The following is a 24,097-nucleotide window of genomic DNA, read 5'->3' on the forward strand; positions in this document are numbered from 1 at the left end:
CCCGGGGTGCCGGGCCGCCGGAAGGCGTCCGCGTCGGAAGGCGTCCGCGTCAGACGGAGACGCCGTGCTGGCGCAGGTAGGCCAGCGGGTCGATGTCCGAGCCGTAGTTCGGCGTGGTGCGGATCTCGAAGTGCAGGTGCGGGCCGGTGGAGTTGCCGGTGGAACCGGAGAGGCCGATCTGCTGGCCGCCGGTGACGGTCTGGCCGGACGAGACGGAGAGGGAGGAGAGGTGCGCGTACTGCGAGTAGTTGCCGTCGGCGTGCTGGATGACGACCTCGTTGCCGTAGGCGCCGCTCCAGCCGGCGGAGACGACCGTGCCGGCGCCGACGGCGCGGACGGTGGTGCCGGAGGAGGCGATGAAGTCGACACCGGTGTGGTAGCCGGAGGACCACATGGAGCCGGAGGCGTGGTACGGGGTGGAGAAGCCGCCGCCGGCGACGGGGGCGACCCAGCCGGAGGCGGAGGTCGAGGAGCCCGACGACTGCGCGGTCTGCGAGGACTGCGAGGTGGTGGTCTCCGAGGTGGCGGCGGCCGGGGCGGAGGAGCGCTCGGTGCCGCGGGAGGCGCGCGGGGTGTCGCCGTTCTTCGAGCTCTGCGTGCTCTTGGGGGCGGCCTCGGGCGCGGTGCTCTTCGGGGCGGCGGGCGCGGACCCCTTGGCGCCGAGGGTGAGCTTCATGCCGGGGAGGATCAGCGAGGGGTCCTCGCCGACGACCTGGCGGTTGTCGGCGTACAGCTTCTGCCAGCCGCCGGCGAGGTGGTGCTCGGCGGCGATCTTCGACAGGTAGTCGCCGCGGACGACGGAGTACGTCCTGGGCGCGGCCTTGGCGGGGGCGGCCTCGACGGCGGCGGGGGCCTTCACCTGCGCGGCGGCGGTGACGGCGTGGCTCGGGACGGCGGCCGGAGCGGACTGCTCGGCGGCGTGGGCCCCGGTCGCTCCGAGGAGCGGGAGGGCGACGACGGCGCCACCGGTGCCGGCGACGGCGAGTCCACGGGTGAGGGGGTTGTTCCTGGGACGGCGGTGCTTACCCTTCGCGGGCATGGCGAATTCCTCTCCGGCGCCTGCGAGGTGAGCTGTCGGGTTCGGACTGGAGATGCCCGGCCGCGTTCTCACGCGGCTTCACCCCAAGCCGTCCTGCATCGCGGGACCGGCGTACTTCCTGGGTCCCCCGCTCCTGCCACACATGGGTGAGTGAATTCCGGACGGTGGCAGGATTCGGCGGTCCGACCGGATTGACGGTGACGCTAGACGAGCGGGGTCGGCGCGAACAAGCCACTGTTTTCGAGGGGGATTCCCGGGGGTGCCATTCGGCTCGAATTCCGGTCACCCTGCGTCGATGACGGTCCTTCGATTTCCTTTTTGCGCACGGAAATTACTCCGGGCGGTCGGCCACGATCCGTCACCTTTATGACGCTGCTCACGCGTCCCGACCCATCTCGCCTGCAACCAGGGCGCGTTACCCCTAACGCCTCAATTCGGACAGATCGCCCATTACCGTCCGAGGGGGTGCGCCTTCACCGCCCCACCGGGATGATTGCCCCTGGAACCGATCTCGCGTCGGGCACCCGAACGACGACACCCAGGAGCATCCGTGACGCAGCAGCTTCCGCAGGTCCCGCCCACCGAAGCCGACGAGCCCGAGCTGGCGGCGGTCCGCAACTTCAGGGATGTGGGCGGCCTGCCGACGACGGACGGGCGCGCCGTCCGCGCCGGCCGTCTCTTCCGCAGCGGCCACCTCGCCCACGCGACCGAGAGCGACGCCGCCTTCCTCGCCACGCTGGGACTGCACACCGTCTTCGACTTCCGCAACGAGGCCGACCGGAAGGTCGAGGGCCCGGACGTCGAGCTGCCCGGCGTACGGAACGTGAACATACCCCTCAACGACCCGGCGGACGGCAAGGAGTTCTGGAAGCTGGTCAGCGACGGCGAGACGGAGCAGCTGCGGGAGATCCTCGGCGACGGCAAGGCGGCCGCCCGGATGTCCGACTCGTACCGGAAGATGGTGGTCGAGCGGGCGTCGGAGCACAGCCGGATCCTGCACTCCATGGCGGAGGAGAGCGTCCCCGCCCTGATGCACTGCGCGGCCGGCAAGGACCGCGCCGGGCTCTCCATCGCGATCACGCTGCTCGCCGTCGGGGTCGAGCGGGAGGCGATCGAGGCCGACTACGTGAAGTCGAACGACCCGCACCGCCGCTACAAGGTGCGCCGCAGCTCCACCTCCCCCGACGCGATGTCGCCCGAGGTGATGGAGCTGCTGAGCCCGCTGTTCGACGCGCGGGTGGAGTACCTCCGGGCCGCCTTCGAGACGATCGAGGCGACCTGGGGCACGGTGGACGCCTACCTCGCGGAGGGCCTGAAGCTGGCCCCGGAGACCCGCGAGCGCCTGCGGGAGCAGCTGCTCACGGAGGCGTGACCTCCACCCGCACCGCCCCCCGCCCGCGCCACCCCCGGCGGCCCGCCGGGTGGCCCGGGCCGCTCCCGCCGGACCGCCGCTACTGGTTCTGCCCGCCCAGCATGAAGAGCAGGTAGAGGAAGCCGGCGAAGAGGTGGCCGGCGATCAGGTAGGCGAAGAGACGGAGCACGAGCCCCTTGGGGAACTTGCCCTCTCCCCGCTCCTCGCCGGTGACAGATGCGGACTTCTCGGACATGTCGATCCTTTCCTGGGGAAGGGTCACGCGGGTTCAGCGCAGGTGCGGGGTTCCGTCGCCGAGGCACAGCTCGGCGGCGGGACTCTGCATCAGCGTGTGGACGAAGAGGAGCTCGGCCCCGCCGGGAGTGGCGGCGCCGATCCGGTGCGGGGTCAGCGAGTCGAAGTGCGCGCTGTCCCCCGGGTCGAGGACGTGGACGGCCTCGCCGAGCGCGAGCCGCACCCGGCCCTCCAGGACGTGGATCCACTCCTCGCCCGGGTGCACCCGCACGATGTCGGCCCGGGTGGCGTACGGCACGTGGACGCGCAGGCACTGGAGGGCGCGTCCGGCGCCGCCGGCCTGGCGGTAGATCCAGCCGTCGGCCTCGACGGGGTCGGAGCGGTCGGCCCGCACGACGGGGTCGCGCTCGGGCGGTGTCTCGCCCAGGAGCTCGGACACCGTCGTACCGTAGATGCGTGCGAGCGCGAGCAGCATCGGCAGCGAGGGTTGCCGGTTCCCCGTCTCCAGCCGCGAGAGGTGGGCGGGCGAGAGGCCGGCGCGCTGGGCGGCGGCCTCCAGGGTGAGCCCCCGGCGGCGGCGCAGGGCCCGCAGCTGCGGGGCGACGTCGGGCAGGACGCCGGAGGCGGCGGGGTCCGGGGAGGCTTCCCCGGGGACGTGGTCCATGCGTCCATTCCGCCAGGAACATGCCTCTGAGGCAAGTTTCTTGCCTCAGAGGCAAAAGCTGGTGGAAGCCGGTGGAAGCCGGGTGTCGGCCCGGGGAAGCCCGGGGACACCGACGGCCGGTGCGCGTCAGCGCTGCGCGACCGCCTGCTTCACCAGCGTCCTCCCGAAGTCCCACATCAGCCCGCCGCCCCCGTGCGCCTCGTCCATGACCGCCGTGAAGGCGGTGACGAACCGGTCCACGTCCGCCTCGTCGATGATCAGCGGCGGGATCAGCTTGATCACCTCCAGGTGGTCGCCGGAGACCTGCGTGAGGATCCGGTGCCGCTGGAGCAGCGGGACGACGACCATCTGGGCGAAGAGGCCCTTGCGGGCCGCCTGGAGCATCGTCCAGCGGCCGCGCAGCCCGAGGGAGGTCGGCCGGCCGAACTCGATCCCGATCATCAGCCCGCGCCCGCGGATCTCGTGCAGCAGCTCGTACCGGGGCACGAGCTCCTTGAGGCGCCCGGAGAGCAGGTCGCCGATCCGGCGGGCGTGGGCGACCGTTCCCTCGGCCTCCATGACCGACAGGACGGCGAGCCCGGCCGCCATGGCCTGCGCGTTGGACCCGAAGCTCGCCGAATGGACCAGGACGCGGTCCATCGACGAGTACACCTTCTTGAAGATCCAGTCCTTGCCGAGTGTGGCGCCGACCGGCACGTAACCGCCGGAGAGCGCCTTGGCGACGCAGACCAGGTCCGGCTCGACGCCCTCGTCGTGCTGGTACGCGTAGAAGTCGCCGGTCCGGCCGAGGCCGGTCTGCACCTCGTCGGCGATCAGCAGGGCCCCGTGCCGGTGCAGCAGCTCCTGGGCGGACCGCAGGAAGCCCGGCGGCGCCTCGTGGACGCCCTTGCCCTGGATGGGCTCGACGACGAAGGCGGCCACGTCGCCCCGGCGCAGCTCCCGCTCCAGGGCGTCGAGGTCGCCGAGGGCGATCGCGGTGTCCGGCAGGAGCGGGTCGAATCCCTCCCGGAAGCCCCGCTCCCCGTTGACGGAGAGGGAGCCGGTGGTGAGTCCGTGGAAGGCGTGGGAGCAGTAGAGGACCCTGGGGCGCCCGGTGGCGTACCGGGCGAACTTCAGGGCGGTCTCCACGGCCTCGGTGCCGCTGTTGCCGAAGAAGACCCGGTCCAGGTGCGGACTGTGGGCGAGCAGCCGCTCGGCGAGCAGCCCGGGGAGCGGCTGGCAGTCGAAGCGGGTGAGGTCGGCGAGCTGGGCGTCCAGGACGTCGTGGAGGGCCTTGCGGACGACGGGGTGGTGCCGTCCGAGGCCCATGACGCCGAAGCCGGCGAGCATGTCGAGGTGGTCGACGCCGTCGGCGTCCCAGAAGTGGGCGCCCTCGGCCCGCTCGTACACCTTGTCGAAGCCGATGGTGTGCAGCATGCGCGGCAGCTGGTGGTTGAGGTACTTGGCGTGCAGCTCGTAGCGCTCGCCGCCGCGCGCGTCGAGCAGCGCCCGCAGGTCGAACTCGGCGCTCATCCCGGCCGCCTCACCCGTTGTTCCCGGAGACGGTCTCCCGGATCGCGCGCAGGGACTCCTTGAGGGAGCCCATGGTGGCGAGGACGGCGGTGGGCTCGTATCCGCAGTGCGCCATGCAGTTGGCGCAGCGCGGGTCCTTACCGCGTCCGTACTTGTCCCAGTCGGTCTCCTCGACGAGTTCGCGGTACGTGGGGACGTAGCCGTCGCTCATCAGATAGCAGGGGCGCTGCCACCCGAAGAGCGAGTAGTTGGGAATGGCCCAGGCGGTGCAGGGGAAGTCCGCCTTTCCTTCCAGGAAGTCCAGGAAGAGCGGCGAGTGGTTGAGCCGCCAGCGGCGCCGGTTCCCTCCTGCGAAGGCCTTCTTGAAGAGTTCCCTGGTCTGCTCGACGCCGAGGAAGTGCTCCTGGTCGGGGGCCTTCTCGTAGGCGTAGGCGGGCGAGATCATCATTTCGTCGACCTGGAGGTCGTCGTTGAGGAAATTGAGCACCTCGATGATGGTCTGCGGGGTGTCGGTGTTGAAGAACGTCGAATTGGTGGTGACCCGGAAACCGCGCCGCTTGGCCTCCTTGATCGCCGCCACCGCCTCGTCGAACACGCCCTCCTTCGCGACGGATTCGTCGTGCCGTTCACGCAGGCCGTCGATGTGCACGGCGAAGGCGAAATACGGGGAGGGCGTGAAGTCCTCCAGCTTCTTGCGCAGCAGCATCGCGTTGGTGCACAGGAAGACGTACTTGCGCCGGTCCACCAGCTGGCGCACGATCTCGTGGATCTGGGGGTGCATCAGCGGCTCGCCGCCGGCGATGGACACCATGGGCGCACCGGACTCGAGGACCGCGCCGACCGCCTGGGCGACCGGCATGCGCTGCTTGAGGACACCCGCCGGGTGCTGGATCTTCCCGCAGCCCTCGCACTTGAGGTTGCAGGCGTAGAGCGGCTCCAGCTCGACGATCAGCGGGAACTTGTCCCGCTTGCGGAGCTTCTGTTCGAAGAGGTAGGTCCCGACCCGGATGGACTGACGGAGCGGCATGGCCATAACTCGTTCACCTCCTGGGGAGCAGCAAAGAACGGTGCCATTCGAAGAACGCGGGAAGGACGGCACGAAGGACACGGAAGGCTGATATTCCCCCGCGTACCGTGCCGATCCGGACCAGTTCATGTTCCGGAGCGTCCACGACCACCCGGACGGCCGCAACCGGGCGGTCGCCGAGGCCGTCCCCGAACGCCCCGGCGGACCGGGCGGTGCGGAGCGTGGTGGCGGACTCCATGTCGACGGCGATCGCCCCTCCGGCCCGCAGCTCGACCCGCTCGGGGCCGCGCACCACGTGGTCGGAGCCGGTGAGCGGCCCGGTGTGCACGGCCCGCCCGGGCACCGCCTTGGCGAGGGCCTTCACCAGGAGGTCGGTGCCCGTGCAGGGCGTGGTGCCGTCGGGCCCCCTGGTCTCGTCGGCGACGATCAGGTCCCCCGGGTGCATGCCGGGGGCGAGGCCGGCGCAGAACCCGGAGGCGATGACGGCGGCGTCCCGCCAGCGCTCCTCGCCGAGGGCCCGCGAGACGGCCCGGCGGGCCCGGTCCGGGCCCATGCCGGTGCGCAGCACGGTCACCGGGCCCGGGGCGCCGCCGCGGTCCCCGCTGCGCAGGGCGAACTGCTCGATGCCGAGCGCGCAGGCGATCAGCAGCGGCGGGGTGGCGCCGGGGCCGGGTTCGCGGCCCATCAGCGGTCCTTGCCGGGCGAGGGCTCCCCGTGCACGTACCGTCCGAGCGCGGTGAGCGGGAACACCTGCCGGTAGAGGTGGTAGTTGATGGAGAAGTCCCAGGGGAAGCCGGTGCCGGTGAAGTACGGCTCGTCCCAGGACCCGTCCTCGCGCTGGGTCGCGGCGAGCCAGGCGACGCCCCGCCGGACGGCCTCGGACTCCCGCTCGCCGGCGGCGAGCAGGGCGATCAGCGCCCACGCGGTCTGGGAGGCGGTCGAGGCGCCGCGGCCGACGCTCGTCTCGTCCTCGTACGAGCGGAGGTCCTCGCCCCAGCCGCCGTCCTCGTTCTGCACGGCTCCCAGCCAGCCGACGGCCCGGCGGAGCGCCGGATGGGACAGGGGCAGTCCGGCGGCGGTGAGCGCCGGGAGCACCGAGCCCGTCCCGTACACGTGGTTGACGCCCCAGCGGCCGAACCAGGCGCCGTTCGGCTCCTGTTCGGCCAGGAGCCACTCGATTCCCCGGCGGGCCCTGGGGTGCTGGGCGAGGCCCTCGTACGCGAGCATCTCCACGACGTGGGCGGTGACGTCGGCGGAGGGCGGGTCGATCACCTCGCCGAAGTCGCAGAACGGCAGCTTGTTGGGGAACGGGCTGGTGTTGTCGGCGTCGAAGGCGCCCCAACCGCCGTCCTGCGACTGCATGCCGAGCGTCCAGCGCGCGCCCCGGGCGACGGCCGCCTCGACCCGCGCGGGGTCGGGGTGCTTCACCCGGCGCAGCGCGAGCAGCACCTCGGCGGTGTCGTCGATGTCGGGGTAGTTGTCGTTGTGGAACTCGAACGCCCAGCCGCCCGGCGGCAGTCCGGGGCGGCGGACCGCCCAGTCCCCGGACTTGGTGATCTCCTCGTCCAGCATCCAGTCGACGGCCTTCACGAGCGCCGGGTCGTCGGGGGCGACGCCCGCGTCGGCGAGCGCGATGGTGGCGAGGCAGGTGTCCCAGACGGGCGACTGGCAGGCCTCGATCATGCGCGAGCCGTCCTCGCGCCACACGGCGAAGCGGTCGAGCGACTCCAGGCCGGCCCGCATGACGGGGTGGCCGAGGTCGTAGCCGAGGAGGTGGAGGGCGATGACCGAGTAGACGGCCGGGGGCTGGATGCCGCCCCAGCAGCCGTCGTTCTCCTGGCGCTCGACGATCCACCGCGCGGCGACGTTCATGGCGGTCCCGCGGAGCGCGCGGGGCGCCATCCGGTGGTAGACGTGCAGCGCCTTGTCGAGCCGCTGGAAGAGGCCGTCCCAGCCGGTCGCGGGGGCGAGGGGGCGGGGCGGGTTCGGCCGGGCCGGGTCGGTGTGCAGTTCGTCGAGCGGGAAGGGCGCGGGGCGGACCGGGCGCTTCGCGGAGACGACGGTGAGCGGCACGATGGTCTGCCGTGCCCAGCAGCCGAAGTCGTAGATGTTGAGCGGGAACCACTTCGGCAGGAAGAGCAGCTCCGGGGGCAGTTCGGGCAGGTCCTCCCAGCGCCACCAGCCGAAGAGGGCCAGCCAGATCCGGGTGAAGACCCGGGCGGCGGCGATCCCGCCGCGGGCGCGGACCCAGGTGGCGGCCCTGGCCATGTGCGGGGCCTCGGGCGGGTCGCCGGCGAGGCGCAGCGCCACATAGGCCTCGACCGTGGCGGAGAGCTCGCCCGGTCCGCCGTAGAAGGTCGCCCAGGCGCCGTCCTCGCGCTGTTCGCGGCGGATGTGGAGGGCGGAGGCCCGGGTGGTGTCGGCGTCGAGGATGCCGAGGAACTGGCGGAGGAGGAGGTCCTCGGCGTCCATGGTGACGTTGGTCTCCAGGTCGCCCTTCCACCAGCCCGCCGGGTCCTGGCGGGCGAGCAGGTGCTCGACGGCCCGTTCCGCGGCCCGCGCGGCGGCCTCGTCGAGGTCCGGCGCCGAGGCGTCGGTGTCGTGCGTGGTGCTGGCCGCGGCCGCTCGGGGGCCCACGGCCCCGGCGCTTCCGTCGGTCGTCGCTGTCATGGCTTCCCCTTTGCGCAGTCGGATTCTTCTGCTTCTACGGGTCTGCCGTCGGCCGGCGCCGGGTGGCACCGGCCGGCGACCGCGAACTCATATCAGGGTGATGGTGATCATCTCTTCCGTACGACCACGAAGTCGGCCAGGGCGACGAGCTGCGCCCGCACCCGGGCGGGCATGTCCACCTCGTCCAGGGCCTCGATCGCGACGGCGTGCTGGCGGCGGGCCTCCTGGGAGGTCCACTCGCGTCCGCCGGCCTCCTCGATGAGGGCGGCCCGGAAGGCGAACTCCTCCTCGGAGAAGGTGTCGAAGTCGTTGGACTTGGCGTCCGCGGCGAGCAGCTCGCCGAGCCGCTCGGAGGCCTCGCCGCCGGCGGCGAGGGCGGCGACGACCGGGAGGGACTTCTTGCGCTGGCGCAGGTCGCTCCAGGTCTGCTTGCCGGTGGCCTCCGGGTCGCCCCAGATGCCGAGGAGGTCGTCCACGGCCTGGAAGGCGAGGCCGAGGTGGTAGCCGTACTCCTCCAGCTTGTCGGCGGTGCGGTCGTCGGCGCCGCCGAGGACGGCGCCGATGGAGACGGCGCAGGCGAGCAGGGCGCCCGTCTTGTTGCCCTCCATCTCCAGGCACTCCTCGACGGTGACCCGCTCGCGGTGCTCGTAGGAGATGTCCTGGGCCTGCCCGTCGATGAGCTTGCGGCTGGCCGTGGTGAGCCGGCGGGTGGCCCGGCCGGCCTCGACGGTCCCGAGTTCCAGCAGGATCTCGTTGGCGAGGGCGAAGAGCGCGTCGCCGACGAGGATGGCCTGCGCGGGGCCGTGCACCTTCCACACGGTGTCGCGGTGGCGGCGCTGCTCGTCGCCGTCCATCAGGTCGTCGTGGAGCAGCGAGAAGTTGTGGACGAGTTCCACGGCGACGGCGCCGGGGATCCCGATCTCGGGCGCGGCGCCCGCGGCCTCGGCCGACAGCAGGGCGAGCGCCGGGCGGACGGCCTTGCCGCCGTCGCCGTCGGCGGGGTTGCCCTGGGCGTCGATCCAGCCGAAGTGGTAGGCGGCCACGGTGTCCATGGGCGACGCGAGGCGGTCGACGGCCGCCCGCAGTACGGGGGTGGACAGGGTCCGCCCCCGCTCCAGCAGTGCGGACACGTCCGCGGTGTCGACGGCCGGATTACCCGGCGGCGCAGTCGGCACGGTCTCTCCTCTTGTTCCGGTACTCACACTCATGCCGCCTCCTGTAGCGGATGGTCGTGGCGGCGGCCGAAGGCGGAGAGCGCGGCGCCCGCGGCGCTGAAACCACTGCGGACGGCACCCTCCATGGTCGCGGGCCAGCCGGTGGCGGTCCAGGCTCCGGCCAGGTAGAGGCCCGGTGCCCCGGTGCGGGCGCCGGGCCGCAGCCGGCCGACGCCCGGGGTGGGGGCGAACGTGGCCGTCCGCTCCCTGGTGACGAAGAAGTCGCGGACCCCCGCGCCGCGGGCGGCGGGGAGCAGCCGCTCCAGCTCGGGGAGGTACTTCGCGCGCAGGGCGGCGACGGGCTCGTCGATCTCGTCCTGGGCGGCGGACTGGGAGACGGCGAGGTACTGGCCGCCGCCGGTCAGTCCGGAGGAGTCGGTGCGGTCGAAGACCCACTGCACCGGGGAGCCGAGGGTGGTGAAGAAGGGACGCTTCAGCACCTTGCGGTCGTAGACCACGTGCAGGTTGAGGATCGGCGCGGTGGCGATGTCGAGGAGCCGGTCGGGGTCGTCGAGGGCGCCCTCGGGCAGCAGGCCGTGGGTCTCCTGCTGCGGCACGGCGAGGACGACGGCGTCCGCCGTGATCGTCTCGCCGGGCACGTCGACGGCCCAACGCCCGTCGTCGGTACGGGAGATCCGCTCGGCCTTGGTGCGGAGCGCGGTGCGGACGCCGAGCGAGTCGAGTTCCTTCGCGGCGCGGGTGTCGTGGAGTTCGCCGAGCGGGACGTGGGCCCAGCCGATGTCGGCGGCACCGGGCTCGGAGAGGAGTCCGGTCTTGAAGACCATCGCGGCGAGTCCCATGGAGGCCTGCGGGGCCGGCGCGTTGAGGGTGGGGATGCCGACGAGGTCCCACAGGGCCTCGACGGTCCGCGGGGACTGTCCGTGCCGGCCGAGCCAGGTGGCGAAGTCGATGCCGTCGAGCGCCGGGTCGGCGGGGTCCAGCTTCCTCAGGGCGAGCGCGGCCCGTCCGACGGAGGCCCGCTCGGCGAGGGACAGGTGCGGGTAGGTGGCGAGGCTGCGGGCGAGGTGCAGCGGCACGGGGAGGGCGTCGCGGCGGATCCGGCCGAGGCGGGGGCCGCCGGGGTGGCCGACGTCGAGGACGGGCACGTCGAGGCGGTCCTGGAGCGGGGCGAGGCGGGCGCCGTCGACCCGGTCGAGGAACCAGCGGTAGGCGGTGCAGCAGCGCAGGTAGACGTGCTGGCCGTTGTCGACGGTGAGCTCGCCGCGGCGGAACGAGAAGGCGAGGCCGCCGAGCCGGGGCCGGCCTTCGAGCAGGGTGACGCGGACGCCCGCGTCGGCGAGCTGGAGCGCGGCGGTGATGCCGGCGAGCCCGCCGCCGACCACGACGACGTGCCGCCGCCGGTCGCCGCCGTCGCCGGACCGCGGGTCGCCGGGACGGCCCGCGCGGCGGGTCGGCTCGGTGCCCGGCAGGGCGTTCCGCTCGGTTCCGTCGGTCGTCACGCGGCCTCCGTTCGGGTCGTCAGGGGCGGGGTCGGCGCGGACGCGTCCGTCGGGCGCACGGCCGTCGCGGGCACGGCCGCCCCCGGCAGGGACGCCGGAACGGCGCCCGGGGTTGCGCGGCGGTCGGAAGCGTACGGTCGCATCAGGCACGCCCCCTGACGGTGCGGCGGGCGATGGTGCGGGTGTCGAGGCCGGACAGGCCGCGCACCGCGACGTACGCCTTCTCGCGCCCCGGCAGCGAGACGCGGCCGCGCAGCACGGCCTCGGGGTCGCGCTCGATCCGGTCGAGGAGGCGGCGGTAGATGCCGGCCATGGCCGCGACGCAGGCGCCGCTGCGCCGGTCGAGCAGCGGGAGCAGCCGGTAGCCCTCGGCGAACAGGGCGCGGGCGCGCCGCACTTCGAAGTGGACGAGCCCGGCGAAGTCGGAGCCGGTGGGCATCGTCTCGCTGCCGAAGCCCTCCCCGCAGCCGAACTTGGCGAGGTCGTCGGAGGGCAGATAGGTGCGGCCGTTCCCGGCGTCCTCGCGTACGTCCCTGAGGATGTTGGTGAGTTGGAGCGCGAGGCCGAGGGTGTCGGCGTACTCGGGGGCCCGGTCGGCGCCCGCGGCGCCGGGCTGGGTGCCGAAGACGCCGAGGGAGATGCGCCCGATCGCGCCCGCGACGCAGCGGCAGTAGACCTTGAGGTCGTCCCAGGTCTCGTAGGTCGCGCCGCGCACGTCCATGAGGACGCCGTCGATGAGTTCGTCGAGGCCGCCGAGCGGGATGGGGAAGCGGCGGGCCGAGTCGGCGAGGGCGACGGCCACCGGGTCGGTGTCGTCCTCGTCGACCTTGCCCGCGCGCACCCGGTCGAGCAGGACCCGGGTGGCTTCGAGCCGCTCGCGCTTGGCCTCGGGCGCGAGCGCGCCGTCGCCGATGTCGTCGACGCGCCGGGAGAAGGCGTACAGCGCGGACATCGCCTGGCGCTTGTCGGCCGGCAGCAGCCGGATCCCGTAGGCGAAGTTACGGGCCTGCTGGCCGGTGACCGCCTCGCAGTAGCTGTAGGCGGCCAGTACCGGTGCGGACGGCTGGGGCTGTGCCTCCACGGTCGCGCTCACCCCTCTTTCCGCGCCCGGAGCAGAACCGCTCCCGCCTGGCGCATCAGGCTCGGCTTGGTGGCCTTCGGTGGGCCGGTCAGTACGTCGAATCCGGCGTCGGCGACGGCGTCGAGGGCCGCGAGTCCCCCGGCGGTGAAGCCGGCGAGGAGGAGGCGCAGCCGGCCGTGGACGCTGCCGACGAGCGGGGTGCCCGCGTGGAGCAGCTCGCGCGCCCGCTCGGCCTGGAAGGCGATCAGGGCGCGCACGGAGGCTCCGGCGGTCGGCTGTGCCAGGTCGCTCTCGGTGACGTGGAAGCGCTTGAGGTCCTCGGCGGGCAGGTAGATCCGGTCGCGGCCGAGGTCCTCGGCGACGTCCTGGAGGTGCTCGACGATCTGGAGGGCGGTGCAGATCTCGTCGGAGCGCCGGATCCGCTCGGGCGTCTCGGTGCCGGTGATGCCGAGGACGAGCCGGCCGACGGTGTTGGCGGAGAGCTCGCAGTACGCGAGGAGGTCGTCGTACGTCTCGTAGCGGCGGACCAGCTGGTCCTGCCGGTTGGCCGCGATGAGGCCGAGGAACGGCTCGGGGCGGAGCCCGCACCGCCGCACGGTCGGCTGGAGCGCGCGCAGCAGCGGGTGGTGGGGGGTGCCGTCGAAGACGCGGTGGAGGTCGGTCTCGAAGGCGTCGAGGACGGCGAGCCGGTCGTCGGCGTGCTCGGGGCCGACGCCGAGGTGCCGGGCGTCGGAGCCGCCGGGGGCGAGGTCGCCGTCGCCGATGTCGTCGACCAGGCGGGCGAAGCCGTAGACGGCCATGAGGTCGTCGCGCCAGGCGCGGGGCAGGAAGAAGGGGGCCACGGGGAAGTTCTCGTCCGCGGCCTTGCCGAGTGTGGCGCGCGAGGAGGCGTCGGGGCGCGCCTGCCGGGTGTCCGTCACAGGCCACTGCCCGACGGAGGGACGGCGACACCCTCATGGAGCTGGAGATTCTGCGTCATGGCCGTCACGTCTCCCGTTCTACACTGCTGACCCAATCCATCCTATTTCGGACACGCCGCCGACCCCTGCCCGTAGAGCCGCCACCCGGAGGCCCGATGGCGGTGGGGAATGGCCCTACTTGCCGCGAATCAGACCGGTCCAGCTTACGTTGTACGACGACCGTCGCCATTCCGGGGTGGCGGACATCCGGCGCCCCATCCGTACGGGTCGTCAACACACCTGCCTCGCAAGGGAGTTCATCCCAGCGGGCGTCAGGGGACGCGGGCCCCGGAGACGACCATCGCGAGGGTGGTCTCGACGACGGCGTTCCTGCGCTGGACGGGAAGACGCCGAAGCGGGCCTTCGAGCAGCAGAAGTGACAGTCCGTGCACGGCCGACCACGCCGCGGCGCCGGCGGACGGGCGGGCGTCCCGCCACGGGGCGCCGGTCCGGGCGAGCGCGTCCAGCGCCTCCCCGAACAGGGCGAACGCGCGGACCTCGGACTCGGGGGCCCGGTGCTCCGGCATCGGCTCGTCGGGGCCGCCCGGCCGGACCATGCAGAACGCGGCCCGGTAGAGGCCGGGCTGCGCGACGGCGAAGCCGACGTACCCCCGGCAGAGCGCGGCGAGCCGACGTTCGGCCGCCAGGGCCGGGTCGTCGGCGCCGGGCTCGCGGGCGGCGGCCCGCTCCATGGAGTCGGCGAGGGCCCGCTGCGCGTGGACCCTGACGGTGCGGAGCAGCTCGCCCCGCCCGTCGAAGTGCCGGTAGGCGGCGGTGGGCGAGACGCCGACCCGGCGGGCCGCCTCGCGCAGGACGACCCGTTCGGGACCGCCTTCGGTGGCCAGGTCGACGGCCGCGCAGATCAGCGCGTTGCGCAGATCGCCGTGGTGATAGGTCTTGCCCCCCGAGATCGCTGCCATGCGCACATCCTGCCCGATGTTGACCGCATGAACATTCCGGGCGAGTGCACGACGCGCGGAAAACGGAAGAGCCCCCACCGGATGACTCCGGCGGGGGCTCCGACTCCGACCTCAGCGCGCGGTCTCCCGCTCGTACGCCTTGAGGACCTCGTCCGTGGGGCCGTCCATCAGGAGCTGCCCCTTCTCCAGCCAGAGCACCCGGTCGCAGGTGTCCCGGATGGACTTGTTGCTGTGGCTCACCAGGAAGACAGTGCCGGCCTCCTTGCGGAGCTCGCGGATGCGCTCCTCGGAGCGGATCTGGAACTTGCGGTCACCGGTCGCGAGGGCCTCGTCGATGAGGAGGACGTCGTGGTTCTTGGCGGCCGCGATGGCGAAGCGGAGCCGGGCGCCCATGCCGGAGGAGTACGTGCGCATGGGCAGGCTGATGAAGTCGCCCTTCTCGTTGATGCCGGAGAAGTCGACGATTCCCTCGTAGCGGTCGCGCACCTCCTCGCGGCTCATGCCCATGGCGAGGCCGCCCAGGATCACGTTGCGCTCGCCGGTGAGGTCGTTCATCAGGGCCGCGTTGACGCCCAGGAGCGAGGGCTGGCCGTCGGTGAAGACCTTGCCGCTCTCGGTGGGCAGCAGGCCGGCGATGGCACGCAGCAGCGTGGACTTGCCGGAGCCGTTGGAGCCGATGAGGCCGATGGCCTCGCCGCGGTAGGCGGTGAAGGTGACGCCGCGGACCGCGTGCACCTTGCGGACGCCCCGGCTGACCTCGGCCTTGCCGCGGCCGACGATCCGGCTGAGCGCCGCGGTGGCACTGCCCTTGCCGCCGCCGCCCGCGTTCACCCGGTAGACGATGTGGACGTCGTCGCAGATGACGGTGGGAACGTGGGAGTCGTTGCGGTCAGCCACGGCCGTACCTCTCCTCTGCCTTCCAGAAGTAGACGAAGCCGCCGATGCCGAAGAGCACGGCCCAGCCGAGGGCGGTCGCCCAGACGTGCGACGGCAGGTTCTCGGCGCCGTAGCCGTCGATGAGGGAGTAGCGGATGAGGTCCATGTAGACGGCCGCCGGGTTGTACATAAGGACGTCGGCGATCCACGCGGGCTTGTCGGCCAGCATCGCGGAGATCGAGAACATGACGCCCGACGCGTACATCCAGGTCCGCATGACGAACGGCATCAGCTGGGCGAGGTCGGGCGTCTTGGCGCCCATCCTCGCCATGATCATGGCCAGGCCGATGTTGAACACGAACTGCAGGAACAGCGCGGGGACCAGCAGCACCCAGCGGAGCGAGGGGTAGCTGCCGAAGGAGATCGCGACCGCCACCAGCACGATCATCGAGAACAGCAGCTGCTGGAGCTGCTGGAGCGAGAAGGAGATGGGCAGCGTGGCGCGCGGGAAGTGCAGGGCCCGGACGAGGCCCAGGTTGCCGGAGATCGCCCGGACGCCCGCCATCACGGAGTTCTGGGTGAAGGTGAACACGAAGATGCCGGTGACCAGGAACGGGATGTAGACGTCCTTGGACAGCCCCTTCCCGGCACCGAGGATCAGCCCGAAGATCAGGTAGTAGACCAGGGCGTTCAGGAGCGGGGTCGCCACCTGCCACACCTGGCCCAGCTTCGCCTGGCTGTACTGCGCGGTCAGCTTGGCCGACGAGAAGGCCAGGATGAAGTGGCGGCGGCTCCACAGGTCCCGGACGTACTCGAGGAGGCCGGGCCGGGCACCGCTGACCGACAGGCCGTACTTCGCGGCCAGCGCGGCCGAGGACAGGCCCTCGTCGACGGACGGAGGCGCGCTCGTCGCGACCGCCCCGCCCTGGTGTGTGTCACTCACAAGTCGAAACTTTCGTGTGCAAGATGCGCGGCACGTCGGGTACCACGATGTCAGACGACCGGGGGGCGACCCAGCCGGGTCAGCCGCCACACCGTACGCCACCTCATGGGACGACGCGGACCGCAGGGGGTCGCCCAGCCTTCGCGGAATCCGCCGAACCATGCCTTCAGCGCGGGGAGCGAGGGCCGCCGGGCCACGGTGAGCAGGAGCCAGACGCCGAGATAGGCCGGCACCAGGGGCGCGGGCAGATTGCGACGTGCCAGCCACACTCGGTTGCGAGCCACGTTGAAGTGGTACGAGGCGTGACGGGAGGGGGCGGTGGTGGGGTGCAACAGCACCATGTCGGAACGGTAGTCGATCATCCAGTCGGCGTCGAGCGCCCGCCAGGCGAGGTCCGTCTCCTCGTGCGCGTAGAAGAACTCGTCCGGCAGTCCGCCGACTTCGGCGAAGACCTTGGTGCGGACGGCGTTGGCGCCGCCGAGGAAGGTGGTCACCCGCGAGGAGCGCATCGGGTCGGAGGCCCGCAGCCTCGGCACGTGCCGGCGCTGGGTCTGCCCGGTCTCCGGGTCCGCGATGCGGAAGCTGATGATGCCCAGGCGCGGGTCGGCGGTGAAGGCCTGGCGGACGAGTTCGGCGGTGTCCGGGTGGGCGAGCAGCCCGTCGTCGTCGAGGAACAGCAGGACGTCGACGTCGGTGCCGCCGGGGCCGAAGGCCTCGATGCCGACGTTGCGGCCGGCGGGGATGCCGACGTTCTCGGGCAGGTCCACGGTCCGCACCCAGTCGGGCACCCCGGTGACCGGGGTGCCCTGGCCGACGACGACGACCTCGACCGGCTCGCCCTGCTGCTCGGCGACCGAGTCGATCAGCGCGCGCAGGTCGTCCGGACGGTTGCCCATCGTGATGACGACGGCGCCCACCTTGAGGGGTGTGCTCACGGCGGGCCTCACTTCAGCCTGCTGGAGACCATGATCGACACCAGGTGCAGCACGGTCTGGAGGAGGGCGATGCCGGCGAGGACGGCGACGCCGACCCGGGAGAAGAACAGGTCGCCGCGGATCTGGTCGGCGACGGCCAGGACGACGATCAGCAGCGAGGCCTCGATGCCGAGGACGAGCCGGTGGAACTTCAGCGCCGCGGCCGCCCTGCGGGCCAGCGCCATGCCGGAGGAGCGCGGCTCGGACGCCGCCTCCTTGACCGGCGGCAGACCGCCCTGGTGGCGGGCGACGCCGACGAGGTCGGTCTCGGCCTTGATCAGGATGGCGCCGAGCGCGGCGAGGGTCCCGAGGAACGCCCACAGCCAGTCGGCCCCGCCCGAGCCCCACAGGTCGGCGGCGCGCAGGCCGAAGCCGACGAGCACGGCCGCGTCACACAGGTACGCGCCGACCCGGTCCAGGTAGACGCCGGCGAGCGAGTACTGCTTCTTCCAGCGGGCCACCTCGCCGTCGACGCAGTCGAGCAGCAGGTAGAGCTGGACCATGAGCGCGCCGAGCAGCGCGCCGGGGATCCCGGGCACCAGCAGCGCCGGCGCCGCCAGGACACCGGCGAGGGTCATCACGTACGTGAGCTGGTTCGGCGTGACCTTGGTGACGACGAGCTGCCGGGTGATCCTGAGCGAGATCTCCCGCATGTACAGGCGGCCGCCCCAGTGCTCGCCGCTCCGCCGGTCCTTCACACCGGGCGGGTGGACGACCGGTCGGAGCTCAGCTACCGATGGCTTTTGCATAGTCGGCGTACGCGTCCCTGATGTCGTCGTCGGACAGGTCGAGGTGTTCGAGGATGGTGAAGCGGCCCGGCCGGGTCTGCGGGGCGAAGGACACCGCCTGGACGAACTCGTCCACGGTGAAGCCCATCTCCTCCGGCCGGACGGGCAGTCCGTGCCGGCGCAGGGTGTCGACCATCAGCGCGGAGGCGTCGGGCGCGCCGCGCAGGTGCATCGCGAAGGCCGCTCCGAGGCCGCACTGCTCGCCGTGGCTGGCGGCGCGGGCCGGGAAGAGCAGGTCGAAGGCGTGGCTGATCTCGTGGCAGGCGCCCGAGGAGGGGCGGCTGTCCCCGCTGATCGACATGGCGATGCCGGACATCACCAGGCCCTCGGAGAGGGTGACGAGGAAGTCGTCGTCGCCCACCCCGCCGGGGTGGCGGAGCACGGCCTCGCCGGCGCTGCGGGCCATCGCGGCGGCCAGGCCGTCGACGGGCTCGCCGGTCTCGCGGTGGGAGAGCTCCCAGTCCGCGATGGCGGAGAGGTTGGAGATCGCGTCGCCGATGCCGGAGCGGACGTAGCGGACCGGGGCGTCCCGGATCACGTCGAGGTCGATGACCAGCGCGATCGGGGTCGGCACGCCGTAGGAGCCGCGGCCGTTGTCGTTGTCCAGGGTGGAGATCGGCGAGCAGATGCCGTCGTGCGACAGGTTGGTGGCGATGGCCACCAGCGGCAGCCCGACCCGGGCCGCCGCGTACTTCGTCACGTCGATGATCTTGCCGCCGCCGAGGGCGACCACGGCGTCGTACCGCTTGCCGCGCATGGCGTCGGCGAGCTTGACGGCCTCGTCGATCGTGCCGCCCGAGACCGGGTACCAGTCGGCACCCGGCAGCTCGGGGGCGAAGTGGTCACGCAGCTTCAGGCCCGAGCCGCCGCTGATGGCGACGGCGATCTTGCCGTTGCTGGAGATCCGCTGGTCCGCGAGGAGCGCGGACAGGTCGTCCAGCGCTCCCCTGCGGATGTCGACGACGACCGGCGAGGGGATCAGCCGGGTCAGTACTGGCACGCGATCTCACGGCCCTTCGCGAGGTCGTCGTGGTTGTCGATCTCGACCCACTTGACGTCGCCGATGGGGGCCACGTCGACGGTGAAGCCGCGGTTGACCAGCTCCTGGTAGCCGTCCTCGTAGTACAGGTCGGGGTCGCGCTCGAAGGTGGCCTTGAGGGCGTCGGCGAGCTCCTCGGCGGCCTCGGCCTCGATCAGCGTGACGCCGATGTACTCGCCGGTGGCGGTCGCCGGGTCCATCAGCTTGGTGATGCGCTGGACGCCCTTGTCCTCGGCGGTGATGACCTTCATCTCCTCGTCGGCGAGGTTCTTCACCGTGTCGAGGGCGAGGATGATCTTCTGGCCGTTGCCGCGGGCCGCGAGGAGGGTCTTCTCGACCGAGACCGGGTGGACGGTGTCGCCGTTGGCGAGGATCACACCGCGCTTGAGCTCCTCGCGCGCGCACCACAGGGAGTAGGCGTTGTTCCACTCCTCGGCCTTGTCGTTGTCGACGAGGGTGATCTTGAGGCCGTACTTCGCCTCGAGGGCGTCCTTGCGGTCGTAGACGGCCTCCTTGCGGTAGCCGACGACGATCGCGACCTCGGTGAGGCCGATCTCGGCGAAGTTCTTCAGCGTGAGGTCGAGGATCGTGGTCTCGCCGTCGACGGGCACGAGGGCCTTCGGGAGGGTGTCCGTGTAGGGGCGCAGACGCCGTCCGGCACCGGCTGCGAGTACGAGGCCGATCATGCTGTTTCTCCTTCGTCGTGAACGGCGGGTGCTCCGGAGGAGACCCAGAAGCGGATGGACTCCACGAGCACCACGAGCGCGACGGCGACCGCGAGGGCGGTCAGTGCCAGGGTGAAGTCGTCACCGCGGTCCGCCAGCAGGGCGGCGAGGACGGTCACGAGGAGCGTGCGCCCCTCGTGTCCGCCGGTGACGCGCACCAGCCACGCGGGCGGCGCGCCGGTGCCGCCGCGAATGCGGTACACCGTGTCGTAGTGATGGTAGGCGACCGCCGCGACCAGCCCGAATGCGGCGGGGAGCGCCTGGGCGGCGTCGGAGCGCGCGGCGAGGATCAGGACCGTGCCGTACTCGGCGGCGCGGAAGAGCGGGGGGAGGAGCCAGTCGAGGGGGCCCTTGAGGGGCTGGGAGACGGCGAGTCCGGAGAGCAGCGCGTAGGCGACGGCGCCGCTCACCGCGACCCACGGGTCACCCTGGACGAGGGCCGAGCCCAGCACGGCCACCGCGCCGAGGGCCGCGAGCAGCGGCGTGCTCGCGTAGCGGCGGGCGTCGCGGGTGCGGAGCCGCGCGAGGGTCTCGGCGATCGGCCCCGAGTCCGCGAGGTCCGCCAGCGCCTGGGCGGCGCGGTCGGTCCGCTTCGCCTTGCGGGTCAGGGAGCGCAGCACCCGCCCGGCGGTGGTGTAGCAGGCGCCGAAGGAGCCGCCGATGATCAGCGCCCAGAAGACGATCCGGGGGTCGGTCACGGCGATGAGGACGGCGATCATGGCCCAGCGCTCGCCGATCGGCAGGATGATCATGCGGCGGGCCCAGACGGTCCAGCCGACGCTGTCGAGCCGGTCGGAGAGGGCCGCGGTGGGGCTGGTGTTGGCCGTGGCGTCGTGGTTGGCCTCGTTGAACGAGAAGTCCACGACGTGCCGGCAGGTCATCAGGATCATCGCGCCGAGCGCGAGCGCCCAGACGTCGTCGCCGTTGCGGGCGGCGCCGAGGGCGAGGCCCGCGTAGAAGGCGTACTCCTTGGCGCGGTCGAAGGTGGCGTCGAGCCAGGCGCCCAGCGTCGAGTACTTCAGCGCGTAGCGGGCGAGCTGGCCGTCGGCGCAGTCGAGGACGAAGGAGACGATGAGCAGGACGCCGGAGGCGATGTAGCCGGCGCGCTCGCCGGTCGCCGCGCAGCCGGCCGCGATCAGGGCGGTGAGCAGCGAGGCGGTGGTGACCTGGTTGGGGGTCAGTCCGCGCCGCGCGCACCAGCGGGCGATGTAGCGCGAGTACGTGCTGATGAAGAAGGTGGTGAAGAAGCCGTCGTGGGCCTTGACCGCCGTGCGCAGGCGGACGGCCTCGTCGTCGACGGCGTCGACGGCGGCGCGCGCCTGGTGGCGGGCCTCGGCGTCGGTGGGCACGGTGGCGACGAGGGTGCCGAGCGCGGGCCGGTGCACGGCGACGCCGTCGGCGTCGAGGGCCTCGGCGAGCGTGCCGGTGAGGTCGTCGGTGAGGGTGCCGGCGCCGGGGGCGGCGGACGTCTTCGAGACCTCGGTCAGCGCGCGGGCGAGCGCCGGGCGGGCCGCGCTCTGCGCGGTGAGCGCGCCGGACACGGCCGCGGCCGGGAACCGGGGGTCGGTGAGGGCGAGGCGCAGCGCGTGCACGTGGCCGACGAAGCGGGGGTCGACGAGCGCGACGCGCTCACCCGCCGGGACGGTGGCCAGCAGGGCGCCGGTCTCCTCGGCGTCGGAGGCGATCCGGACGTCGAAGCCGAGCGACCGCAGATCTCCGTCGAGCGAGGATCCGGGTGCCGGCGGGCCGGTGAGGATGGCGGTCGACAGACGAACTCACTCCTTGGAGCTGACGGAGGGCCGGCGGGGCTCATGGCGGCCCCGGGCGCGGCGGTGCCGCCCTGCACCGGGCGGCGACACGTCGGCTGAGGCTATCGGATGAACGGGAACCCGAGTTCACCGAGGCTTCGCGGGCCGGACTCCCCCGGGCCCACCCGTGGCCGTACGCGTGCGCCCGTGCGGCGGTGATCATCATGGGCGATCGGTGGCCCACCTCACAAACCGCGCTCGGCCGCTGGTCGCGGAGCGGCCCGGGGGCGGTGCGGACCGTGACCGGTCCGCTTCGAATAACCGCAGGTCAGAGCATATGACAACGGTGTTCAGTACCGTGTTGCACATACCCCCCACCCGTAGTTCACTTGCCAACCGGGAACCATCGGGCGCACAACGGACGACACGACCGGGAGGCCATGTCATGGGGGCTGGACACGACCACGGGCACAGCCACGGGGGCCCGCCCCCGACGGGCACCGCGGGTGCCGCCTACAGGAACCGACTGCGGATCGCACTCGGCATCACGCTCTCCGTGATGGTGATCGAGATCATCGGCGGTCTGGTCGCCGACTCGCTCGCGCTGATCGCCGACGCGGCGCACATGGCGACGGACGCGGTCGGCCTCGCGATGGCGCTGCTCGCGATCCACTTCGCCAACCGGCCGCCGTCCGGCAACCGCACCTTCGGGTTCGCCCGGGCGGAGATCCTGGCCGCGCTGGCCAACTGCCTGCTGCTGCTCGTCGTCGGCGGCTACGTGCTGTACGAGGCGATCCAGCGGTTCCTGGAGCCGGCCGAGACCAAGGGCGGCCTGACGATCGCCTTCGCGGTGGTCGGTCTGGTGGCCAACATGATCTCGCTGTCCCTGCTCGTACGGGGCCAGAAGGAGAGCCTCAACGTGCGCGGGGCGTATCTGGAGGTGCTCGCGGACGCGCTGGGCTCGGTCACCGTGATCGTCGCGGCCGGGATCATCCTGGCCACCGGCTGGCAGTACGCCGACCCGATCGCCTCGATCGTGATCGGCCTGATGATCGTCCCCCGGACGCTCAAGCTGCTGCGCGAGACCCTCGACGTCCTCCTGGAGGCGGCGCCCAAGGGCGTCGACATGGCGGAGGTGCGGGCGCACATCCTGGCCCTGCCGGGGGTGGAGGGCGTGCACGACCTGCACGCGTGGACGATCACCTCGGGGATGCCGGTGCTCTCGGCGCACGTGGTGGTGGACCAGGGAGCGCTGGACTCGGTGGGCCACGAGAAGATGCTGCACGCGCTCCAGGGATGCCTGGGGTCGCACTTCGACGTGGAGCACTGCACCTTCCAGCTGGAGCCGGTGGGCCACGCGGAGCACGAGGCGAAGCTCTGCCTCTGAGCGGCACCGCCTGTTAGTCTTTTCGTACGAACACGTGGGGAGAGGAGCTGAGGTTGATGACCGTCGCGATGGAGGCTGCCCAGTGCGGCAGCGCCCGGTCCAGCTTCAGCTTCCGGGTCTCCGGCTGACCTGATCCCGGTACTCCCACCGGTCCGTCACGTCGTCGGCCGGGACCCTTTCACCAAGGGATTCCCACGTTGTCCGACAACGCTCTGCACGACTCCTTCTTCGCCCTGCACCACGGCCTGCCGCGGCAGGGCCCCGGCTCCGACGCCACCACCCGTCGGCTCCTCGCGCTCTCCGGGCCGCTTCCGGAGCGTCCGCGCGTCCTCGACCTGGGCTGCGGCCCGGGCCGCAGCGCGCTGCTCCTGGCCGCCGAGGCGGGCGCCGAGGTGACGGCCGTCGACACCCACGAACCGTTCCTCGCCGAGCTGCGCGCGAGCGCCGCGGCCCGCGGGCTCGACGGCTCGATCCACACCCTGCGCGCCGACATGGGCGCGCTGCCGTTCCCGGACGGCTCCTTCGACCTGGTCTGGGCCGAGAGCTCGGTCTTCGTCCTCGGCTTCGACCGGGCGCTGGCCGAGTGGCGCAGGCTGCTCGCTCCCGGCGGCACGCTGGTCCTCACCGAGTGCGTCTGGACCACCGGCGAGCCGGGCCCGGCGGCCCGCGCCTTCTGGGAGGACCACTACCGGCTCCGTACCGTCGGCGAGAACGCGGCGGCGGCGGTCGAGGCCGGCTACCACGTCCTGGGCACCGTCCCGCAGCCCGAGAGCGACTGGGACGAGTACTACGTCCCGCTCGCCGCCCACGCCGACGCGGCGGACACCGCCGTGCCCGGCATGGCCGAGGCGGTGGCGGGGGCCCGCGCCGAGATCGCGCTGCGGCGCGAGCACGGCTCCGACTACGGCTACGCGGGCTTCGTCCTGCGGCCCGCGGATCCGCGCTGGCGGACCCGCACGGAGACCGACGGCGACGTGGCGGCGATCCGCCGGGTCGTGGCGACGGCCTTCGGTTCGGAGGCCGCGCCCTCCGCGACCGAGGCCGATCTGGTCGAGGCGCTCCGGCTCGACGCCGACGCCTGGCTGCCCGGCCTGTCGTACGTGGCCGAGGCACCGGACGGCACGGTCGCGGCGCACGCGCTGATCACCCGGTGCCGGGTGGGCGGTGCCCCCGCGGCGGCGCTCGCGCCGGTGTCGGTGGCGCCGGCGTACCAGCGGACGGGGGCCGGCCAGGCCGTCGTCCGGGCGGTGCTCGACGCGGCCCGGCTGCGGGGCGAGCCGCTCGTGCTCGTCCTGGGCCATCCGGAGTACTACCCGCGGTTCGGGTTCGTACGGGCGTCCGAGTATGGAATCAAGCCAGGTTTCGAGGCCCCGGACGAGGCGATGATGGCGCTCGTCGTGGACGACTCCGTGCCGGTTCCGGCGGGCACCCTCGTCTATCCGGCGGCTTTCGGCGTCTAGGCTCC

Annotated in this window: 22 protein-coding genes and 1 riboswitch; of the genes, 3 read left to right on the forward strand and 19 right to left on the reverse strand. The window is 72.5% G+C overall.

Annotation, left to right across the window (positions count from 1 at the left end):
- Positions 1 to 49: 49 nt before the first annotated feature.
- Positions 50 to 1,039 (reverse strand): peptidoglycan DD-metalloendopeptidase family protein, encoded by a 990-nt coding sequence (locus tag ACFCY7_RS32380; RefSeq protein ID WP_376489634.1) that lies wholly within the window; start codon positions 1,037 to 1,039, stop codon positions 50 to 52.
- A gap of 4 nt (positions 1,040 to 1,043) precedes the next feature.
- A riboswitch (cyclic di-AMP (ydaO/yuaA leader) is annotated at positions 1,044 to 1,229 on the reverse strand.
- 360 nt (positions 1,230 to 1,589) lie between these two features.
- Between ACFCY7_RS32380 and ACFCY7_RS32385 the strand changes: the two genes are divergently transcribed.
- Complete coding sequence (locus ACFCY7_RS32385; RefSeq protein WP_376489635.1) at positions 1,590 to 2,411, forward strand: tyrosine-protein phosphatase; 822 nt, start codon at positions 1,590 to 1,592, stop codon at positions 2,409 to 2,411.
- Between the two features lie 79 nt (positions 2,412 to 2,490).
- Here ACFCY7_RS32385 and ACFCY7_RS32390 read toward each other — a convergent pair whose 3' ends face one another.
- From ACFCY7_RS32390 to ACFCY7_RS32475, 18 genes are all read right to left on the reverse strand, one after another.
- A complete protein-coding gene (locus ACFCY7_RS32390) occupies positions 2,491 to 2,646 on the reverse strand; it encodes a DUF6126 family protein (RefSeq protein ID WP_376489636.1) in 156 nt (51 codons plus the stop codon).
- Positions 2,647 to 2,679: 33 nt separating this feature from the next.
- Positions 2,680 to 3,309, reverse strand: a complete 630-nt coding sequence (locus ACFCY7_RS32395; RefSeq protein ID WP_376489637.1) for a helix-turn-helix domain-containing protein — start codon at positions 3,307 to 3,309, stop codon at positions 2,680 to 2,682.
- 126 nt (positions 3,310 to 3,435) lie between these two features.
- Entirely contained in the window at positions 3,436 to 4,821 is a 1,386-nt protein-coding gene (locus ACFCY7_RS32400) for an aspartate aminotransferase family protein (RefSeq protein ID WP_376489638.1), read from the reverse strand.
- A 10-nt stretch (positions 4,822 to 4,831) separates the two neighbouring features.
- Entirely contained in the window at positions 4,832 to 5,854 is a 1,023-nt protein-coding gene (gene hpnH, locus ACFCY7_RS32405; RefSeq protein ID WP_376489639.1) for an adenosyl-hopene transferase HpnH, read from the reverse strand.
- A 7-nt stretch (positions 5,855 to 5,861) separates the two neighbouring features.
- Entirely contained in the window at positions 5,862 to 6,533 is a 672-nt protein-coding gene (locus tag ACFCY7_RS32410) for a 1-hydroxy-2-methyl-2-butenyl 4-diphosphate reductase (protein ID WP_376489640.1), read from the reverse strand.
- The gene (gene shc, locus ACFCY7_RS32415; protein ID WP_376489641.1) at positions 6,533 to 8,518 is read right to left on the reverse strand and encodes a squalene--hopene cyclase; all 1,986 of its coding nucleotides are present in this window, start codon (positions 8,516 to 8,518) and stop codon (positions 6,533 to 6,535) included. Before shc ends, ACFCY7_RS32410 begins: the two co-directional genes overlap by 1 nt.
- Positions 8,519 to 8,625: 107 nt before the next feature.
- Positions 8,626 to 9,726: a polyprenyl synthetase family protein gene (locus tag ACFCY7_RS32420; protein ID WP_376489642.1), complete on the reverse strand. Its 1,101-nt coding sequence runs from the start codon at positions 9,724 to 9,726 to the stop codon at positions 8,626 to 8,628.
- On the reverse strand, positions 9,723 to 11,192 hold the full coding sequence (gene hpnE, locus ACFCY7_RS32425) for a hydroxysqualene dehydroxylase HpnE (protein ID WP_376489643.1): 1,470 nt from the start codon (positions 11,190 to 11,192) through the stop codon (positions 9,723 to 9,725). The genes ACFCY7_RS32420 and hpnE overlap by 4 nt, the downstream gene beginning before the upstream one ends.
- A gap of 142 nt (positions 11,193 to 11,334) precedes the next feature.
- Positions 11,335 to 12,285, reverse strand: coding sequence for a presqualene diphosphate synthase HpnD (gene hpnD / locus ACFCY7_RS32430; RefSeq protein ID WP_376489644.1), 951 nt, complete (start codon positions 12,283 to 12,285; stop codon positions 11,335 to 11,337).
- Positions 12,282 to 13,193: a squalene synthase HpnC gene (hpnC, locus tag ACFCY7_RS32435; protein WP_376489645.1), complete on the reverse strand. Its 912-nt coding sequence runs from the start codon at positions 13,191 to 13,193 to the stop codon at positions 12,282 to 12,284. The genes hpnD and hpnC overlap by 4 nt, the downstream gene beginning before the upstream one ends.
- 311 nt (positions 13,194 to 13,504) lie before the next feature.
- Positions 13,505 to 14,152, reverse strand: coding sequence for a TetR/AcrR family transcriptional regulator (locus ACFCY7_RS32440; protein ID WP_376489646.1), 648 nt, complete (start codon positions 14,150 to 14,152; stop codon positions 13,505 to 13,507).
- 111 nt (positions 14,153 to 14,263) lie between these two features.
- A complete protein-coding gene (locus tag ACFCY7_RS32445; protein ID WP_376489647.1) occupies positions 14,264 to 15,049 on the reverse strand; it encodes an ABC transporter ATP-binding protein in 786 nt (261 codons plus the stop codon).
- Positions 15,042 to 15,971, reverse strand: coding sequence for an ABC transporter permease (locus ACFCY7_RS32450; RefSeq protein ID WP_376489648.1), 930 nt, complete (start codon positions 15,969 to 15,971; stop codon positions 15,042 to 15,044). The genes ACFCY7_RS32445 and ACFCY7_RS32450 overlap by 8 nt, the downstream gene beginning before the upstream one ends.
- Before the next feature lie 50 nt (positions 15,972 to 16,021).
- The gene (locus ACFCY7_RS32455) at positions 16,022 to 16,867 is read right to left on the reverse strand and encodes a glycosyltransferase (protein ID WP_376489652.1); all 846 of its coding nucleotides are present in this window, start codon (positions 16,865 to 16,867) and stop codon (positions 16,022 to 16,024) included.
- Positions 16,868 to 16,914: 47 nt separating this feature from the next.
- Entirely contained in the window at positions 16,915 to 17,694 is a 780-nt protein-coding gene (locus tag ACFCY7_RS32460; RefSeq protein WP_376489649.1) for a CDP-alcohol phosphatidyltransferase family protein, read from the reverse strand.
- A complete protein-coding gene (locus ACFCY7_RS32465) occupies positions 17,672 to 18,733 on the reverse strand; it encodes an iron-containing alcohol dehydrogenase family protein (protein WP_367819859.1) in 1,062 nt (353 codons plus the stop codon). The genes ACFCY7_RS32460 and ACFCY7_RS32465 overlap by 23 nt, the downstream gene beginning before the upstream one ends.
- Entirely contained in the window at positions 18,721 to 19,458 is a 738-nt protein-coding gene (locus ACFCY7_RS32470) for a sugar phosphate nucleotidyltransferase (RefSeq protein ID WP_367819857.1), read from the reverse strand. Before ACFCY7_RS32470 ends, ACFCY7_RS32465 begins: the two co-directional genes overlap by 13 nt.
- Positions 19,455 to 21,266, reverse strand: coding sequence for a DUF5941 domain-containing protein (locus ACFCY7_RS32475; RefSeq protein WP_376489653.1), 1,812 nt, complete (start codon positions 21,264 to 21,266; stop codon positions 19,455 to 19,457). Before ACFCY7_RS32475 ends, ACFCY7_RS32470 begins: the two co-directional genes overlap by 4 nt.
- Before the next feature lie 424 nt (positions 21,267 to 21,690).
- Between ACFCY7_RS32475 and ACFCY7_RS32480 the strand changes: the two genes are divergently transcribed.
- Both ACFCY7_RS32480 and ACFCY7_RS32485 read left to right on the forward strand, forming a co-directional pair.
- Positions 21,691 to 22,632 (forward strand): cation diffusion facilitator family transporter, encoded by a 942-nt coding sequence (locus ACFCY7_RS32480; RefSeq protein WP_376489650.1) that lies wholly within the window; start codon positions 21,691 to 21,693, stop codon positions 22,630 to 22,632.
- Positions 22,633 to 22,829: 197 nt separating this feature from the next.
- Complete coding sequence (locus tag ACFCY7_RS32485; protein ID WP_376489651.1) at positions 22,830 to 24,092, forward strand: GNAT family N-acetyltransferase; 1,263 nt, start codon at positions 22,830 to 22,832, stop codon at positions 24,090 to 24,092.
- Positions 24,093 to 24,097: the final 5 nt, after the last annotated feature.

Origin of the sequence: Streptomyces sp. NPDC056361 (genome assembly GCF_042262805.1) — a bacterium.
In the GTDB taxonomy this organism is placed as follows: domain Bacteria; phylum Actinomycetota; class Actinomycetes; order Streptomycetales; family Streptomycetaceae; genus Streptomyces.

Bases quoted from the DNA above. Each gene is read 5' to 3' on its own strand.
- ACFCY7_RS32440 (WP_376489646.1), bottom strand. From the start codon at position 14,152: ATGGCAGCGATCTCGGGGGGCAAGACCTATCACCACGGCGATCTGCGC.
- ACFCY7_RS32460 (WP_376489649.1), bottom strand. From the start codon at position 17,694: ATGCAAAAGCCATCGGTAGCTGAGCTCCGACCGGTCGTCCACCCGCCC.
- hpnH (WP_376489639.1), bottom strand. From the start codon at position 5,854: ATGGCCATGCCGCTCCGTCAGTCCATCCGGGTCGGGACCTACCTCTTC.
- ACFCY7_RS32390 (WP_376489636.1), bottom strand. From the start codon at position 2,646: ATGTCCGAGAAGTCCGCATCTGTCACCGGCGAGGAGCGGGGAGAGGGC.
- ACFCY7_RS32380 (WP_376489634.1), bottom strand. From the start codon at position 1,039: ATGCCCGCGAAGGGTAAGCACCGCCGTCCCAGGAACAACCCCCTCACC.
- ACFCY7_RS32395 (WP_376489637.1), bottom strand. From the start codon at position 3,309: ATGGACCACGTCCCCGGGGAAGCCTCCCCGGACCCCGCCGCCTCCGGC.
- ACFCY7_RS32410 (WP_376489640.1), bottom strand. From the start codon at position 6,533: ATGGGCCGCGAACCCGGCCCCGGCGCCACCCCGCCGCTGCTGATCGCC.
- ACFCY7_RS32420 (WP_376489642.1), bottom strand. From the start codon at position 9,726: ATGAGTGTGAGTACCGGAACAAGAGGAGAGACCGTGCCGACTGCGCCG.
- shc (WP_376489641.1), bottom strand. From the start codon at position 8,518: ATGACAGCGACGACCGACGGAAGCGCCGGGGCCGTGGGCCCCCGAGCG.
- ACFCY7_RS32400 (WP_376489638.1), bottom strand. From the start codon at position 4,821: ATGAGCGCCGAGTTCGACCTGCGGGCGCTGCTCGACGCGCGCGGCGGC.
- ACFCY7_RS32470 (WP_367819857.1), bottom strand. From the start codon at position 19,458: ATGATCGGCCTCGTACTCGCAGCCGGTGCCGGACGGCGTCTGCGCCCC.
- ACFCY7_RS32455 (WP_376489652.1), bottom strand. From the start codon at position 16,867: ATGGGCAACCGTCCGGACGACCTGCGCGCGCTGATCGACTCGGTCGCC.
- ACFCY7_RS32480 (WP_376489650.1), top strand. From the start codon at position 21,691: ATGGGGGCTGGACACGACCACGGGCACAGCCACGGGGGCCCGCCCCCG.